The organism is Magnetospira thiophila, from assembly GCF_054657015.1.
This window is the reverse complement of the sequence record NZ_BAAHXF010000001.1, coordinates 1,069,176-1,085,602: the sequence shown is the minus strand read 5'-3', so window position 1 is coordinate 1,085,602 and position 16,427 is coordinate 1,069,176. Positions and strand designations below refer to the sequence as shown.

Annotated in this window: 15 protein-coding genes; 2 read left to right on the top strand and 13 right to left on the bottom strand. The window is 61.7% G+C overall.

Annotation, left to right across the window (positions count from 1 at the left end):
- Positions 1-83: 83 nt before the first annotated feature.
- The 5 genes from thrS to ACYQ1P_RS05235 form a co-directional block, all read right to left on the bottom strand.
- Complete coding sequence (thrS, locus tag ACYQ1P_RS05255) at positions 84-2,006, bottom strand: threonine--tRNA ligase (protein ID WP_460019294.1); 1,923 nt, start codon at positions 2,004-2,006, stop codon at positions 84-86.
- Between the two features lie 92 nt (positions 2,007-2,098).
- Positions 2,099-2,983, bottom strand: coding sequence for a transglutaminase-like domain-containing protein (locus ACYQ1P_RS05250; protein WP_460019293.1), 885 nt, complete (start codon positions 2,981-2,983; stop codon positions 2,099-2,101).
- A 12-nt stretch (positions 2,984-2,995) separates the two neighbouring features.
- Positions 2,996-3,328 (bottom strand): hypothetical protein, encoded by a 333-nt coding sequence (locus tag ACYQ1P_RS05245; RefSeq protein ID WP_460019292.1) that lies wholly within the window; start codon positions 3,326-3,328, stop codon positions 2,996-2,998.
- Entirely contained in the window at positions 3,325-4,251 is a 927-nt protein-coding gene (locus tag ACYQ1P_RS05240; protein WP_460019291.1) for a glycosyltransferase family 9 protein, read from the bottom strand. Before ACYQ1P_RS05240 ends, ACYQ1P_RS05245 begins: the two co-directional genes overlap by 4 nt.
- Positions 4,248-5,474, bottom strand: a complete 1,227-nt coding sequence (locus ACYQ1P_RS05235) for a glycosyltransferase family 4 protein (RefSeq protein WP_460019290.1) — start codon at positions 5,472-5,474, stop codon at positions 4,248-4,250. The genes ACYQ1P_RS05240 and ACYQ1P_RS05235 overlap by 4 nt, the downstream gene beginning before the upstream one ends.
- Before the next feature lie 24 nt (positions 5,475-5,498).
- Between ACYQ1P_RS05235 and ACYQ1P_RS05230 the strand changes: the two genes are divergently transcribed.
- The gene (locus tag ACYQ1P_RS05230) at positions 5,499-6,299 is read left to right on the top strand and encodes an alpha/beta hydrolase (RefSeq protein ID WP_460019289.1); all 801 of its coding nucleotides are present in this window, start codon (positions 5,499-5,501) and stop codon (positions 6,297-6,299) included.
- Between the two features lie 245 nt (positions 6,300-6,544).
- Positions 6,545-7,843, top strand: a complete 1,299-nt coding sequence (locus tag ACYQ1P_RS05225; protein WP_460019288.1) for a DUF5623 domain-containing protein — start codon at positions 6,545-6,547, stop codon at positions 7,841-7,843.
- Between the two features lie 147 nt (positions 7,844-7,990).
- Here ACYQ1P_RS05225 and ACYQ1P_RS05220 read toward each other — a convergent pair whose 3' ends face one another.
- The 8 genes from ACYQ1P_RS05220 to ACYQ1P_RS05185 all read right to left on the bottom strand — a co-directional run bounded on the left by ACYQ1P_RS05220 (position 7,991) and on the right by ACYQ1P_RS05185 (position 16,391).
- On the bottom strand, positions 7,991-8,842 hold the full coding sequence (locus ACYQ1P_RS05220) for a fructosamine kinase family protein (RefSeq protein ID WP_460019287.1): 852 nt from the start codon (positions 8,840-8,842) through the stop codon (positions 7,991-7,993).
- Positions 8,843-8,845: 3 nt separating this feature from the next.
- On the bottom strand, positions 8,846-9,319 hold the full coding sequence (locus ACYQ1P_RS05215) for a low molecular weight protein-tyrosine-phosphatase (RefSeq protein WP_460019286.1): 474 nt from the start codon (positions 9,317-9,319) through the stop codon (positions 8,846-8,848).
- A 6-nt stretch (positions 9,320-9,325) separates the two neighbouring features.
- Positions 9,326-10,675 carry a GGDEF domain-containing protein gene (locus ACYQ1P_RS05210; protein WP_460019285.1) on the bottom strand — a complete coding sequence of 450 codons (1,350 nt, stop codon included), beginning with the start codon at positions 10,673-10,675 and terminating at the stop codon, positions 9,326-9,328.
- A gap of 113 nt (positions 10,676-10,788) precedes the next feature.
- Complete coding sequence (locus ACYQ1P_RS05205; protein ID WP_460019284.1) at positions 10,789-11,400, bottom strand: indolepyruvate oxidoreductase subunit beta; 612 nt, start codon at positions 11,398-11,400, stop codon at positions 10,789-10,791.
- A gap of 11 nt (positions 11,401-11,411) precedes the next feature.
- Entirely contained in the window at positions 11,412-13,271 is a 1,860-nt protein-coding gene (locus tag ACYQ1P_RS05200) for a thiamine pyrophosphate-dependent enzyme (RefSeq protein ID WP_460019283.1), read from the bottom strand.
- An 83-nt stretch (positions 13,272-13,354) separates the two neighbouring features.
- Positions 13,355-13,819 carry an NfeD family protein gene (locus ACYQ1P_RS05195; protein ID WP_460019282.1) on the bottom strand — a complete coding sequence of 155 codons (465 nt, stop codon included), beginning with the start codon at positions 13,817-13,819 and terminating at the stop codon, positions 13,355-13,357.
- Between the two features lie 3 nt (positions 13,820-13,822).
- The gene (locus ACYQ1P_RS05190) at positions 13,823-14,839 is read right to left on the bottom strand and encodes an SPFH domain-containing protein (RefSeq protein WP_460019281.1); all 1,017 of its coding nucleotides are present in this window, start codon (positions 14,837-14,839) and stop codon (positions 13,823-13,825) included.
- Between the two features lie 67 nt (positions 14,840-14,906).
- The gene (locus tag ACYQ1P_RS05185; RefSeq protein WP_460019280.1) at positions 14,907-16,391 is read right to left on the bottom strand and encodes a DNA recombination protein RmuC; all 1,485 of its coding nucleotides are present in this window, start codon (positions 16,389-16,391) and stop codon (positions 14,907-14,909) included.
- Positions 16,392-16,427: the final 36 nt, after the last annotated feature.

Below are 16,427 nucleotides of genomic sequence, written 5' to 3'. Positions count from 1 at the left end.
ATCCGCTCGCCAATCTGTCCCCAAGACCGATTCCCGCAAAACAGGGCCCCCGTTGATGTTTCCGTTGAACGCAACCACCCGCGTCACTTTTTGTGAAGCGGGCTGGCAGCCTCGTCGGTAAGTCTAGCGACTGCCTCATCCAACGCAAGGATTTCTTGATCCTTGCCGCCGAGACGCCGCAAGGCGACCTGTTTCTGATCCCGCTCCCGACCGCCAACAACCAGGATCACCGGCACCTTGGCATGGCTGTGTTCGCGAATCTTGTAGTTGATTTTTTCATGCCGCAGGTCAGCTTTGGCGCGCAAACCGGCCTGTTTGAGGGTCTCGGTGACCTCCGTCGCATAGCCGTCTATGTCGTTGGTGATCGGCGCGACCACCACCTGGAGCGGGGCCAGCCACAACGGAAACTTGCCGGTATAATTTTCGATCAGAATGCCGATGAAACGCTCGAACGATCCGAGAATCGCCCGGTGCAGCATGACCGGACGGTGTTTTTCGCCGTCCTCGCCCACATATTCCGCGCCCAAACGCTCGGGCAGCACGAAGTCCACCTGCAAGGTGCCGCACTGCCAGTCGCGGCCGATGGCATCGCGCAGCACGAATTCCAGCTTCGGCCCATAGAAGGCCCCCTCGCCCGGATTCAGCGTCCAGTCGAGGCCCGCCGCCTCGGTGGCTTCCTTCAGGGCGTGCTCGGCCTTGTCCCAGGTTTCATCCGATCCGGCGCGCACCGGCGGCCGGTCGGAAAATTTTACCATCACGTCCTCGAACCCAAGGTCCTTGTAGATCGACAGCAACAGGTCGCAAAAGATCTTCGTTTCGCTGGTGATCTGGTCCTCGGTGCAGAAAATATGGGCGTCGTCCTGGGTGAAGGCCCGGACCCGCATCAGGCCGTGCAAGGCCCCCGACGGCTCGTTGCGGTGACAGGACCCGAACTCGGCCATGCGCAACGGCAGGTCGCGATAGCTCTTCATGCCCTGATTGAAAATCTGCACATGGCAGGGGCAGTTCATCGGCTTGATGGCGAGGGTCTTTTCCTCGACTTCCGAGGTGAACATGTTGTCGCCGAATTTTTCCCAATGACCAGAGCGTTCCCATAGGCTGCGGTCGACCAGTTGCGGCGTGTTGACCTCCACATAGCCCTCGGCCTCCAGACGGCCGCGCATGTAGTTTTGCAGATTGCGGTAGATGGACCAGCCGTGCGGATGCCAGAACACCGATCCGGCGGCCTCTTCCTGAAGATGGAACAGATCCATCTCGCGGCCCAGGCGGCGATGGTCGCGCTTTTCCGCCTCTTCGAGCATATGCAAGTGGTCGCGCAATTGCTCCTTGGTCGCCCAGCAGGTGCCATAGATCCGTTGCAGCATGGCATTGCGGGAATCGCCGCGCCAATAGGCCCCGGCCAGTTTCATCAGCTTGAAATGGGTGCCCAGCTTGCCGGTGGAGGGCAGGTGCGGCCCGCGACAGACGTCGAACCAGTCGCCCTGATGGTAGATGGAGACCTCTTCGCCTTCGGGGATGATGTCGCGAATGATCTCGACCTTGTACTTTTCACCGATCTCGGCAAACGTCTGCATGGCCCGGTCCCGGTCCCAGACCTCGCGGCTGAATGGCAGGTCGCGCTTGACGATCTCCTTCATGCGCTGCTCGATGGTCTCCAGGTCCTCGGGCACGAAAGGCTCGGCCTTGGCGAAATCGTAATAGAAACCGTTCTCGATGGCCGGACCGATGGTCACCTGGGTGCCGGGCCATAATTCCTGCACCGCCTGCGCCATCACATGGGCCGCGTCATGGCGCAGCAATTCCAAAGCCTGTTCGTCCTTGGCGGTGATCAGCGCCACATGGGCATCGGTCTTGATGACGGTGGACAGATCCACCATCTTGCCATCGACGGTCACGGCAAGCGCCGCCTTGGCCAGACCGGGGCCGATATCAGCGGCGATCTCAGCACCGCTAACGGGATGATCGAACGAACGGACGCTGCCGTCGGGCAGGGTAATGGCAACCATTTCGGGGTCCTTGAAAGCACAACAATGAGGGGCGGCACTGTACGGGGATATGGGAATCTGTCAAGGAATCACCCGCGATTCCCGATGAGGTCTCAATAGGGCATGTCCTGGTCAAATGGGCCGAAATTATCGGGACGGTGATTGGAGACGTCGGGACCGTAGGTCTCGGGATAGAAATAGGCGCTACGGGTACCTGTGAGTCCGTTGTAGACGCTCCAAAGGTGCCAGCCCTCGCGGAAGGTCTGGGCGATTTCGCGGCGGCGGCTTTGATCATCGGTCACCGCCCGTTCATCGGGAGCCAGATTCCGGAAAACGATCCGCTCGGTATTTCCAGCGGCGACCAGTTCGCCGACGCTCAAGGGGGCATAGGTTTTGTAAAAGGGGTCCACATAGATCCATTTTTTCAGGTCGGTGGCCCAAACCTCCAAGAAAGTATGGGAGGCCCCGCCATAGACGTCCTTGAACTCGAAGACCACGGGACGGGAGACAATGCCCTGGGACAGCAGAAGGGTACGGAAAACCGAGACCAGACCATTGCAGAACAGCTTCACCGATTGCCGGGCCTCCGGCGTGTCGATCCCGGGCACCGCCTGCAGGCACTTGTTCCATTGGCAGGCGGCATACCAGTCGAGCAGACGAACGATTCCCTCCACCGTCGCCGGGACAGCGGGAGCCGAAGCCATAAGCTCGCGGGCGGTATCGCTGGTCAAAGGGATGACCCGCCCGACAACCGGATATTCCACGTAGGGAGTCCAGGCAATGGGCGAGCCATAGACGTCGGCCTCGAACGACGCCCGGTCGGAGTAGGCCGATATCGGCATCTGCAACATCTGACCGGCGGGAAGAATGTTGCCGGTAAAAGCTGCAAGGGTATTGTCGGTCAATGTCGGGGCCTGCCTGTCCCGCCAGACAAGAAGACCGTTGGCGATCAGGCTAAGAGCGAGACCAAGGGCGAGAGCGATGTTCAGCTTTTTCATGGGGCGTCTCCACTAACTGTTCACCCAATCTTTCAATTTGCCGATCAGCCCCTTGGGCTTTTTCTTCTTGGCCGCCACCTTGACCGGGCCGGAGGGGCCGCCGCCACCGTGTCGCCGGGGCGGTTTCGAGGTGGCCGGGGCGTCGTTGGTGTGGGTGTAGATGCAGCGAAAGGAGCCGGAGTCGGAAAGCAGGTAATAGGCGATCTTGGCGATGCCGGGGCTCATCTTGACCCGCCGCTCGGCGTCGGAAATGGCTTCTTCCTTGCTGGAGATATCCGCGTTCATTTCCATGCGCCCTTCCTTGAGCGCCTGGCCGGGTTTGCAGATATAGATTTCACAGGTCATGGCAGGGCCTCCAGGACGTCTTCGACAGTCAAGTCCGTCAGCGCCGGTCGGCGCAGGATCGCAACCCTTGGTCCGCGCTGGGCACATAATTCCGGGTCGGACTCGTGGGAATAGAGCACCAACGACGGGGTGCCCACAAGGGCGATCAAATGCATGGGGCCGGAATCGTTGCCCACCGCAAGGGCGGCGCGGCGGGCCAGTCCGGCGAGCTGCAAAAAATTGGTGCGCCCGAGCAGCGAGACGGCCTGCGGGCACAGGGCCAGCATTTGTTGTTCCGCCTGCCTTTCGGCCTCGGTGCCAAGCACAACGGGGGTAAGGCCGCGTTCCTGGAGCGCCTGAGCCAGGGCCCCATAGCGTTCGGCGGGCCAGCGTTTGGCCGGACGATGAGCCGCCCCGCCGGGCACCAGCAGGGCATAGGGGCCTTTCAGACCGAAGGACGCGGGATCGACGTCGATACCGGCCCAGGACAGATCGGGAAAGGGGACCCGCTCAATCCCGGCCATACGGAGCTGTTCCGCCTGCCGGTCGAGGGTATGCATGAAATCGCGCCGGGGGTTGGCATGGGGCAGGGCACAACCGGCGGCGATGCCCGACCATTCGGGGCGGCCCATCAGTCGGAAATAGGAACCGCTGCGGTCGGAGGTTTGCAGGTCATAAACCCTGTCGAATTTCCCCCCGCGCAGTCGTCGCCGGAGATCCCACAACGGGCCGATCTGCCACAGTTTCGGCTTGCGGTCGATCCAGACTTCATCGACCCAACCGCTGGCCTCGGCCAGGGCAACATAAGGGCGGGTGGTCAGCAAGGTGATATGGGCCGTGGGGTGATGGGCACGAATTGCCTGTATCGGCCCCAACGCCTGGACGAAGTCGCCCAGCGCCCCAAGCTTGATGATCAGCACCCGCGCCGCCGTTGCCTCGGTCATCGGCCTGCGCGCTGCTGCGGATGCAGCACCTCGTCGTAGACGGCCAGGGTGGCGGCGGTCATGCTTTCCTTAGAAAAATGGCGGCACACATGGTCACGGGCCCGCAGCGCCAGTTCCTGACGGGCCTGCGGGGTAAGCGAGAGGGCCTTGTCGAGGGCACGGGCCAGGGCCGCCGGGTCATTGGGCGGCACCAGCCAGCCGGTTTCGCCCTCGATCACCGTTTCCCGCGCCCCGCCGTGATTGGTGGCGATCACCGGACGACGCATGGCCTGGGCCTCGGCGGCAACGCGCCCGAAGGCCTCGGGCTCGATGGAGGCCGAAACCACCACATCGGAGAGTTTGTAGGCGGCAGGCATGTCGCGGCAATCGTCGATGATCTGCACCAGACCGGCGACCCCCTGGGCGACGATGTGGGCCTCCAGTTCGGCACGATAGGCGCTGCGTCCCTGGTCGGAGCCGATCAACAGGCAGTGGATATCTTTGCGTCCCAATTGGGCAATGGCCTCGACCAGTTGCATCTGGCCCTTCCAGCGGGTCAAACGTCCGGGCAGGGTGATCACCGGCGCGCCATCGGGCAGCCGCCACTTGCGCGCCAACTGGATGACCCGCTCGGCGCTGACATTTTCCGGATCGAAATGCCGGGTGTCGATGCCCCGGTGGATCACCCGTACCCGATGCGACGGCACGCCGTAAATGCGATGGATATGGGCGGCGATGAACTTGGAAATGGCGATGATCGGCTCGCCGCGAGTCATCACCGAATTGTACCAACGCTTGAAAAAGTTGGTATGGCCGTAGGTGCCATGGAAGGTGGTGACGAAAGGCGTCCCGGTGATTTGGCACGCCCGATAGGCACTCCAGGCCGGGGCGCGGGAGCGGGCATGGACCAGATCCACCTGCTCCTGCCGGATCAGGTCGGCCAGCCGGGTGATGTTCTTCCACATGACCAAGGGATTCTTGCTGGCCAGGGGCAACGGCACGAATTCGGCGTTATGGCGCTTCAGCTCGAAGGCCAGCACCCCTTCCTCGGCGGCGACAATGGCCCGCCCCCCGGCTTCGACGATGGCGGCGGCCACGTCGACAGTGCCCCGTTCGACCCCGCCCTGCGGTCCCATGGCGGGGAGAACCTGCAACACGGTCGCCCCGCGTCCGGCGTGAACAATGGACAGGTCCACCGGTTCCACCTCGACATCGGTAATGTTATCTTCGAAACTCTGGGTCATGATCCGGTCGGAACGAGGAATGCTATGAACGATGACTCCCCCACACAGGGGGACACGCCGCAGAGTCTATCACGGGACAACGGCGCGTCCATCGCCTACCACAGAACGGCAGGCAACACACCTGGTGTTGTGTTTCTGACCGGCTTCAAGTCCGACATGCAGGGCAGCAAGGCCTTGGCATTGGAGGATTTTTGCCGTCGGCGCGGGCAGGCCTTTGTGCGTTTCGACTATACCGGTCATGGGCAATCCTCCGGCGAATTCGTCGACGGTTGTATCGGCGACTGGGCCTGGGATGCCGTTTCGGTGCTCGATTCGCTGACCGAGGGGCCTCAGATTCTGGTCGGATCAAGCATGGGCGGCTGGATCATGCTGTTGGTCGCCCTGGCCCGCCCGGAACGGGTGGCCGGACTGGTCGGACTGGCGGCGGCACCGGATTTCACCGAGGACCTTTTGCCCGATGAGCTGTCCGACAACCAATGGGCCAGATTGATGCGCGACGGACGGGTCGATCTGCCCAGCCCCTATTCCGACGAGCCAACGCCGATCACCCGCAAGCTGGTGGAGGACGGGCGCGACATGCTGCTGTTGCGCGACGATATCGAGTTGACCTGTCCGGTGCGCCTGATCCATGGTCAGCGGGACCCCGACGTGCCCTGGTCCACCTCGTTGCGCATCGCCGAACAAATCCGCTCGACCGATGTGGAACTGTTGCTGGTCAAGGACGGCGATCACCGACTGTCCGAACCTCAGGACCTGGCGCGGCTGTGCCGGGTGGTCGGGGATCTGCTGACGCAGATTGAGGCGGGGGACGAAATTGAGGCATAGCGCGTATCACGTTTGGTCGAACGAGGGGAGGGTGCGCACAATCTATTCGAATAAGGTCTCGTTTTTCGATTGAACTTTTCTCTGATGCGCCTTATGATAACGGTGCTTTTGGCAGGAGCTTGGCACTCGCCATTCCAAAGCTGTTGACAGCGCTGCCTTGTATTTAAGGAGATCCTTTCAACAAGCGTTCGGGCTTGAGTAGTGGTTGGCGAGTGACGCTATGAGATCAAGCCAGGAGAACGGCTATGTTGAAAGATAACCTGCGTCCCTCGACTCTCGATGGGGTCAAGCGTCTCGCGACCCAGATCAAGAAAGAGCGGGGAGTCAAGCACGCCTATGCGCTTGATCTTGCCGCACAGGCCGCCAATTTCACGAATTTCCGGCACGCACTTCGCATGCTACCGTCGAACAATAAGGCGACGGGGCACCATATGGTGCTATTGACGGTTTATTGGCTTGATAGCAAAACCCACCGCTGTGGGCGTGAAACTCTTAAGGTCAGGCTTTCCAAGCCGGTACTCAAAATTTGCGGCAAGTCAGACTTCAAGCGAGTACGCGGATTTGGCTGGATGCGCATGGTCGCCGCAGACCACTTTGTTTGCGACTTGCTGACCAAGTCTCAGGATAGTGCACAGCGCAACATCTGCATGGCTGAGCGTTCACTTCGCTTCATGGAGTACACGGGTCTCCGCCCCTCCAGCTACAGCCATAATGTAAATCCAATCTTCAAATTGCCCTACTCTGACCACTCGACGGGGTGGGTTGATCCGGAGAACGGGCAATTTCTCCTCGTCGATGAGCCCTATGGCAATCCTCACAACGATGAGATTCGACAGGCATGGGCGCATCAACAAGGCTGGCACCTTCGAAAGTCGGTTTGGCCTGGAATGTATTTTCCGTACAATAGTGATCTCTATGTTGCGACCGATGGTAGCCAAGGCTACGACTTCGAGGCGCTCATGGCAAAAATCGACGCTATTCCAACTCCTATTACCGAAGAAACCTGGATTGGAGACTCAGTGCCTTCACTGGAGGTCTTCCTAAGTCCTGCTGCCAAAACGCCGCAAGACCGACGCCGGGCTCGGTCGAAGGGAACCGTGATGCCTCAGCCGAGTGAGTCCACCATTCCCTACAATTTGATGTTCGGCAGTTCCGAGCGACGGCCGGCCGGTTCTATGACCATTGCAGAGCACATTGAGACTGGAAAGATTGTCAAAGCGGCGATTCAATCGTCGGTACTGCCCTATGGTGCCTACCTGCGCTTAAACAGGCTGTATACGACGCTGGAAGAATGGCTCGCTTTGGAGTTCAGTCGTGACCAACTCAACGGCTCGGAATTCTTCGATGTTTATTCTCGCGGCAAGGACAGCAAGGGACCATATGTGGAAGCGGCTCAATCAGAGTCAGGACTCATTCGTGTTCTAGGTGTGCTCAAACAGAAGCTGCAAGCCGCTTATCCAGATTGCGCCCCGCTTCGTAAGCAACTCCATCGTATTGATATGGCGGTGTCGCTCATCATTAAGAAGGATGGCAAGTCACACTAGGAACTTGATAAGCGAAAACTCGGGGGCTCACATAACTGTGTGAGCCCAGGTGACGACCACCAATTTACATATTTCAACCACCGCAATATTGCCCATCGTGCCGGGAACGGAAAATTCGGATTTGCCTCTCTCCCTGGCAGTGCAACCTCAACACCCGAATCGGCTTAACGTACGCTCGACGGAACCCACGTAGGAGCCGCCGAACAGCCGGACGTGGACGAGCAGCGGATAGAGGTTATAGAGGTCCTTCCGTTCCTCGAAAAAGCCCGGGGCGATGGGCCGCAGTTGTTCGTAGCGGTGAAAAAACGCCCGCCCGAAGGTGCCGAACATCGTCGAGAAGGCCAGTTCGATTTCCGGATCGCCGTAATAGCAGGCCGGATCGACGAATCCGGCGATGCGGCGGCCCTGACAGAGCACATTGCCGGTCCACATGTCCCCATGCAGCAGCGACGGATGGTCCGGTTCGCTCAACCAGCGCCCGAGGTTGGCGGCCAGTTTCTCCACCCGATCCAGCAGCCGCCCGGGCAGCCGTCCGGCCCGTTGGGCATCGCTGGCCCGATGCAGCAGGCGCTGATCGCGGAAAAAGGCGAGCCAGCTTTCGGTCCAGGGGTTGGGCTGCGGCAGGCCGCCAATCAGCGTGTCGCGGTCGAGCCCGAAGGCCGGACCCCGCACCCCGTGCAGCTTGGCCAACAGCTCGGCGGCGTGCATCTGCGATTCGTCGGTCAGGCCGCCGTCATTGGGCAACCAGCTCATCAGCAGCAGATTCGGTTCGGCATGCAGCACCTCGGGCACCGGCAGGTGCGGCCCCAGCACCTCCAGCATATGGCCTTCGAGGTCCAGGCCGCTGGCCGAGTCGCCGACCTTGGCGACCAGCGACCCCGAGCCCTCCAGGGCGACCCGGAACACATCGCCGATGCAGCCGCCGCTCAACGGGCGGGCTTCCACCGGTCGCCGTCCGGTGACCCGGGTGATGGTGTCGACAACGCGCGGCGGCAGCACGGGTCAGTCCTGCGGCGGATGGATATGGGCCAGCAATCCCGCCGCCGCCGCTTCCACCAGGTCATAGACCCGCTTGAAGCCGTCGCCGCCGCCGTAATAGGGATCGGGGACGTCGCGCACACCCAAGTGGGGGGCGAAATCCAGAAACATATGCAGCCGGTCTTCGCGTCCTGGCGGGCAGATGTCCAGCAGGTCCCGGTAATTGCTGCGGTCCATGGCGACGATGAAGTCAAAATTTTCAAAGTCGGCAGCGCGGGCCTGTCGGGCGCGCAAATCGGAAATGTCGATGCCGCGCCGTCTGGCCTCGGCGGTGGCCCGGTTGTCGGGGGAACTGCCCACATGCCAACTGCCGGTTCCTGCCGAGTCGGTTTGAATTTCCGCACTCAGACCAGCCTTGGCGACCTGGGCGCGGAATACTCCCTCGGCGGTCGGTGAGCGACAAATATTGCCCAGACAGACGAACAAGACTTTGGTCATGGGAAGCTACTTCTGCAAGACGACCTGATTGCGGCCATTCTGTTTGGCGGAATAGAGGGCCTCGTCGGCGGCCTTGAGAAGTTCTTCCTCGTTGTCGTAGGCCTTGCTGTCCGGATAGACAGCCCCGCCGACACTGCCGGTGATGCGGATCACCAGATCGCCGTCGCGGACCTCGGTTTCCTCGATGCTGCGCCGCAAGCGCTCGCCCAACTCGCGGATATCATTGGTCGCCGCCCCGGGCAGGATGGCAAAGAACTCCTCGCCGCCGTAGCGGACCAGGATGTCGCCTTCGCGGAACAGCTTCTGCGCCACCTTGGAGACGGCGATCAGTACCCGGTCGCCAATCAGATGGCCGTAGGTATCGTTGACCTTTTTGAAATGATCCAGATCGAACATCAGCACCGAGATCTTGTTGTTGTTGCGGCTGGCACGGACGAATTCCTCGCGCAGCCGCTTGGAGCCGAAGCGGCGGTTATACAGGCCGGTCAGCGGGTCAATGGCCGCCATATGTTGCAGCCGCGCATGGACCAGCGAATTCTGCAAGGCCAGCCCGAGACTCTGCAACAGGAGATCGAGCAGCCGCCGGGTGCCGGTCTCGTAGGATTGCGGGGCCGCCAGCACCAGAATGCCAAACACCGCCTTGTTGTATTCGATGGGGGCCAGCAGCACCTGCCGGGGGCGGAAATTGGTCAGCGCGCCATCCACCTGAAGATCGTTGGGCAGATCCAGGGTGACGGTCATTCCGGTGCGCAGCACATGGCGCACATGGTCGCTCTCGGCCAGTTTGGCCGGGGTGCGGATGCCGTGATTTCCGGCCACCTGCATCTGGCCTTCCTGTTCGAGCAGGATGGTGGCGGCGGTGGAGCCGGTATATTCGAGCAGCAACTGCACTGCCTCGGTGGTCAGTTCGTCGAAATTCAGATGTTCCGACAGGGTGCGCGAGAAGGTATTGACCGCCGTTTCCACGTCGTGGGCACTGGTCAGGGTGCGAATCAGGTGGTTGAAAGATCGCGCGCATTCGCCGATTTCGTCTTCGGAGTCCTCGGCCACATGGCAGGTCACCGGATCGCATTCGATGGGACCGTCGGAAAACATGTGGGTGCTGAACAGGTCTTCCACCTTGTTCATGCGCTGCGACATGATCTGCAGGCGGGGCCGAAACACCACATGAGCCAAGCCATAGTTGACCAGACCGAGGACCAGACCGGCCCCCAAGGTGGCGATGAAGAAGCGGACGCTCAACACCTGCGCCGGATCGACGTCAAGCAACACGGCGAAAAACGGAAACACCGCGCCGACCAGGAGTCCCAGGACGACCATCCAGATGGCCAAGTCCGTAAAGGCTTTGCGTGTCAATCGGGGGAGCACCCGCGCCTCCCATTCGCTTTGGTGCCGACATTACTTATTTGTTGCGCAAAGCATATCCCGTTCGGAAGGCGAAATGAACCCCTAAAAATCGTGGGGACATATTATTCTCGGGCGGCGGCGGCGGCGGCGGCGGCCTGACGCCCGCGCTCGAAAGCCGTTTCATTGAGCGCCACCAGAGCCGGTTTGCGGGCCCGGAAACGGGCGACGATCATCTCCTTGAGCAGGTCCGCCTCGAATGGCAGATGATCGCCGATAGCCCCCAGCATCACCGTATTGACCAGCCGCAGTTCCCCCAGTTCGCGGGCGATTTCTCCGGCATCGAAATCGTAGACAGTGACTCCGGCGGCGCGCATTTCACTCACCGGGTCCTGTGGATAATCATACAAGCCGAGAGACACCACCGGCGGGGCCAGGGCATGGGTATTGACCATCGCCACGCCGCCCTTGCGCAGATGGCTGGTCCAGCGCATGGATTCGGCGGGCTCAAATCCCAGAATGATATCCGCCTCGCCCTTGGGGATGGCGGGCGACAGCACCCGGGGACCGAAGCGCACATGGCTGGTCACAACGCCGCCGCGCTGGGCCATGCCCGCCACCTCGGTCTTTTTGACATCGAGACCCAGGGCGATGGCGCATTGGGCCAGAATCTCCGAGGCCGTCATGACCCCCTGACCGCCGATGCCGCACACCAGAATATTGGTGATATCCGCCATGTCCGATCTCCTTAGTGAATGCCGTCGAACGGACTGCCCGCAGGCACGATGGCCTTGGGACCACAAGTGGTCGGGCAGAGATTGCAGCCGGTGCAGGCGGCGGTTTCGATGGTCACCCAGGCTTTCTCCACCGGTTTGCCCTTGGCCGTGGTGGTCATCTCCCGCTTGGTCACCAGGATCGCCGGACAGCCTACATTGAGGCAGTTGGCGCAGCCGGTGCAATCCTCGGCGACGACTTTCAGCGGCACGTATTTCTCGAACTCAGGAATCAGCACACAGGGCTGATCGGTGATGATGACCGAGGGTTCCGGTTGTTTCACCTCTTCCTTGATCATCTTGTAAATGGTCGGCATCTCATAGGGATTGACCTTGCGGATGCGCTCCGGGCGGACGCCCAGGGCCTCGACCAGCTTGGCGAAATCCACCGCCGGGGCCTCGTTGCCATGGATGTCGGCCCCGGTCCCGGCATGGGACTGGCCGCCGGTCATGCCGGTGGCCCGGTTGTCGAGCAGCATAACTGTGACGTTGCCGCGATTATAAACCATGTCGAGCAGGCCCTGCATGCCCATGTGCAGGAAGGTGGAATCGCCAATCACCGCGACAATGCCCTTGTCCCGGTCCGCTTCGGCGCGACCCAGGTCCATGCCCAGGGCCATGCCCATGGAGGCTCCCATACAGGTGGTGGTATCCAGGGCGTTCCACGGATGCCCGGCCCCCAGGGTGTAGCAGCCAATATCACCGGCGATATTGATGTTCTTATGCAGCTTCGACAGACAATAATAGACCGACAGATGCGGACAGCCGACGCACATGGTCGGCGGGCGCGGGAAGACCTCCAGATCGGCGGAGGCGGCCTCGGCGACGATCACCGGTTCGCCAAGCAGCCGCTTGATCGCCGGTTGGATCACCTGCACCGAAAGCTCATGGATGCGCGGCAGAATGTCCTTGCCGTGCAGGGTCAGCCCGGCGGCTTTCAATTCGTTCTCCATCACCGGTTCGGTTTCTTCGACCACCACCAGTTTTTCCACGGTGGCGGCGAAGGCCTTGATTCGCTCAATGGGCAGCGGGCAGGAGAATCCGAGCTTCATGATCGGTACGTTGGGAAAGGCTTCCCGGGCATGCATGTAGGCCGGGCCGGAAGTCAGAATGCCGACTCGTTTGTCGGGACCGTCCTCGATGATGTTGAGATCGGTCTGTTCGGCAAAGGCGGTCAGTTGCAGTTCCCGCTCGAACTGCCAGGGCAGCCGAACCCGGGCGGTGGAGGGCACCAGCACCCAACGCGACGGATCACGGGTGAACGGGACTTCCGGTCGTTCCAGCCGCTCGCCGACGGTAACCATGGCCTTGACGTGGCACACCCGGGTGGTCAGACGCAGGATCACCGGGGTCGAAAACTGTTCAGAAATCTCGAAGCCCTGTTTGACCATTTCATAGGCTTCCTGGGAGTCCGCCGGCTCCAGGATCGGCACATGGGCAAAGCGGCCCCAGAAGCGGCTGTCCTGCTCGTTCTGCGACGACGACAGGCCCACATCGTCGGCGATGGCGATGACCAGCCCGCCGCCGACCCCGGCCAGGGTCTGGCTCATCAGGGCATCCGAGGCGACGTTCATGCCCACATGCTTCATGGCGCAGAAGGCGCGTGCCCCGGCCACCGAGGCACCGATGGCCACTTCCAGCGAGACTTTCTCGTTGACCGACCATTGGGCGTGAATGTCCGGGTACAGGGCCAGACTCTCCAGAATCTCGGTGGAGGGGGTGCCGGGATAGGCGGTGCCGACACGGGCACCGGCCTCCCAGGCCCCGCGGGCGACCGCTTCGTTGCCGGACATGAGATGGGACGTGGCGGCGACTGCCTGGACCAATGGGTTCACGGGTTCATTCCTCACCAGATGCGTTGCACTGCAACAGGACCGACTTTGTTACACCGCACCGAGGGGGCGCGGGAAGTATTTTTTCATCCTTCGTCGGGGCTGACCGGTTCTACATTCAGCAAAACCCCGTCGGCGGCAATCACCCGGACCCTCGTCCCGGCCTCCAGGTTGGGGCCGGTGATGCGCCACATGGTATCGTCCACATGGATGCGGCCCAGGCCGTTGACGATCGGCGTTTCGAGGGTGAACTCCCGGCCCAGGTATTGGGCGTTGCGGCGGTTCAGGGTCGGATGATCGGTCTCCATGGGGCCCAGTTTAAGCAGCTTGCGCCCGATGATGACGGTCAAAAGGGACAGGCCCGAAAAGATCAATATCTGTTGTTCCCACAACAGATGCGGCATGGCCGCCAGCAGGCCGCCCATGATCAATCCGGCGATGCCCAGCCAGATGAACACCAGTCCGGGGGCGAAAATCTCCAGCACCATCAAAACCACGCCGAGCACCAGCCAATGCCAGAAGGTCAGTTGTGAAAACAACGCTTCGATCATGAATCAGCCTCCCCAGGGGCCATCTTTGCCCGGCGACGGGGCCGAGCTTCGCGTCGGCGGGGCTTTCTGGGCCAGCGGGCCGCCTTCCGGTTTGGGCGGGGTCGTGCGGCCGGTGTTGCGCAGCAGTTCGGCCACCCCGCCGACCGCCCCGAGCAGGCCGCTGGCTTCCAGGGGCATCATCACCACCTTGGCATTGTCGGCTCCGGCGATGCTTTGCAGGGCTTCTGTATATTTCAAGGCGACGAAATAGTTCACCGCATTGACATCGCCCCGGGCGATGGCCTCGGAGACCACGGCGGTGGCCCTGGCTTCCGCCTCGGCGGCCCGTTCGCGCGCCTCGGCATCGCGAAAGGCGGCTTCCTTGCGGCCTTCCGATTGCAGGATGGCCCCCTGTTTTTCGCCCTCGGCGCGCAGGATGGCGGCCTGTTTTTCGCCTTCCGCGATGAGGATTTCGGCCCGTTTGTCGCGCTCCGCCTTCATCTGCCGTCCCATGGATTCGACCAGATCGCGCGGCGGCGAGATGTCCTTGATCTCGATGCGGGTCACCTTGACCCCCCAGGGGGTAGTCGCCTCGTCCACCACATGCAGCAACTCGGCATTGATCTTGTCGCGCTGGCTGAGCAATTCGTCCAGATCCATGGAGCCCATCACGGTGCGGATGTTGGTCATGGTCAGGTTGAGGGTGGCGCGGGTCAACTCGCTGACCTCGTAGGAGGCCTTGGCGGCGTCAAGCACCTGGAAGAATACCACCCCGTCCACCGTCACCATGGCGTTGTCGCGGGTGATGATCTCCTGCTCCGGCACATCGAGCACCTGTTCCATCATGTTCATGCGGGCGCCGATGCGATCAACCAGCGGCAGGATCATATGCAGCCCCGGCGGCAGGGTGCGGATATAGCGCCCAAAACGCTCGACGGTGAATTCGAGCCCCTGCGGCACGACCTTGACGCTGAGCACCACCATGACCACGGCGAAAACCAGGATGGCCAGGGCGAAAGTAGGGAAGGAACCGATGTCCATGTCCATTATCCTCGGTCACGACGGGAACAAAAGTGGATAAAAATCTACCATACCCCCGCCGCTGGCGTCATGACATCTCTTGGTCTGTGTCGACTTCCAGCGCCGGGTCGGTCTCGGTCTCGCCTTCGATCAGGTCTTCTTCGATGGTCACCAGTTCGAACGGTGGAAAATGGCCGGGCATCTGCTGGGTGCGGGTCGGTCGCACGCCGAGCCGGTTGAGCCGCCGGACCCGGGGCAGCAACGTCCCGTTCAGTGATTTGGCCAGTTTTACATAAGCGGTGGTGGCGGTGCGCAGACCGTTGCCCATGGTCTTGGCATGGGTCAGGAAGGTGCCGATGGCATCCATCAGCGCCTGCGTGCCCTCGACAATCAGGATCTGGTTTTCGGCCTGCCGTTCCAGTTCGATCTCGACCCGGGCAAAAGCGATCAGGCTGGCCAGGGCGGTCGGCCCGGCAACGGTGATTTCGCTCTTGGCCGCCTTGCGGATGAACTCCGGGTCGGCCTGACCGATTTTTTCCACCGCTCCCTCGTTGGGCAGATACATGATGTTCATGATCCGCTTCAGCGCATTGCCCCGCCCGGCATCGTGGTAGCTTTTGACGATGGCGGTGGCGTAGTTCTTGCTCGCCAGTTGTCGCAGATGCTCGTTCATGGTGCGCACCAGCCCGCGCCGCACCTCGTCTTCGGACGGCTTGCCCTCGGCGGCGGCCAGATCGAGCAGGAACTTGGAGGCCTTGGCGTCGATCACCAGTACCGTATCGCCGGGCAGGAAGACCACCGCATCGGGGCGCACCCCGGCTTCACTGACCGCATATTGCATGATGAAGTCGCGGCCTTTTTCCAGACCGAACGACTTGAGGGTGTTTTCCAGACCGATTTCGGCAAAATAGCCCGCCCCGCCGGGACTGGTCAGGGCGCGCCATACCGTATCCAGGGTCTCGCCCTGTTGGCCCATGTGGCTGTGCAGGCTGGCCAGTCCGGCGGTGACGGTCTTGATCTGGCCGACCAATTCCTCGGTGGTCTTGGTGATGCGTTCCGCGTTGTCCTTGCGCGCCGCCAGACTTTCCCGCTGGTGATCGGCGATCAGCTTGCTGGAGACCTGTTGCGCCGTTTCCAGAACCGCCGACTTGGCGGCGTTCAGGCTCTCGGTGCGGGCCCGTTCCCAATCCGTCATGCGCTGCCGCATGTCTTCGGTTTGCTGGGCCATGAGGGCGCTTTGCTTTTCCGCCTCGACGGCCCGGGCCTGGGCCAATTCAGCCTGCTTTTCCGCCGTTTGCTTTTCGGCCAGAACCAGATCGAGCTGGGCTTCGGCGCTTTCCAGATGGGCCTCGGCGGCGGCGCGCTGGGCGGCATGGGTTTCAAGCCGGGCACGGGCGTCGTCCAACTGGTGGCGGGCCTGTTGCAGCGCCTGTTCCCCGTCGTCCAGGGCGGCGGCCAAACGCGCCTCCAAATCCCGCCCCCGATTCCAGGCGGCAATCAACAGGCCCAGGGCCAGGGCCAGTCCCACGGCCAGGACAACGGCGGCGGACGAAAGATCTAAATTTGACCACATGGTGGCCCGCAGCTTGCCTTACTTGTCGGCTAAACG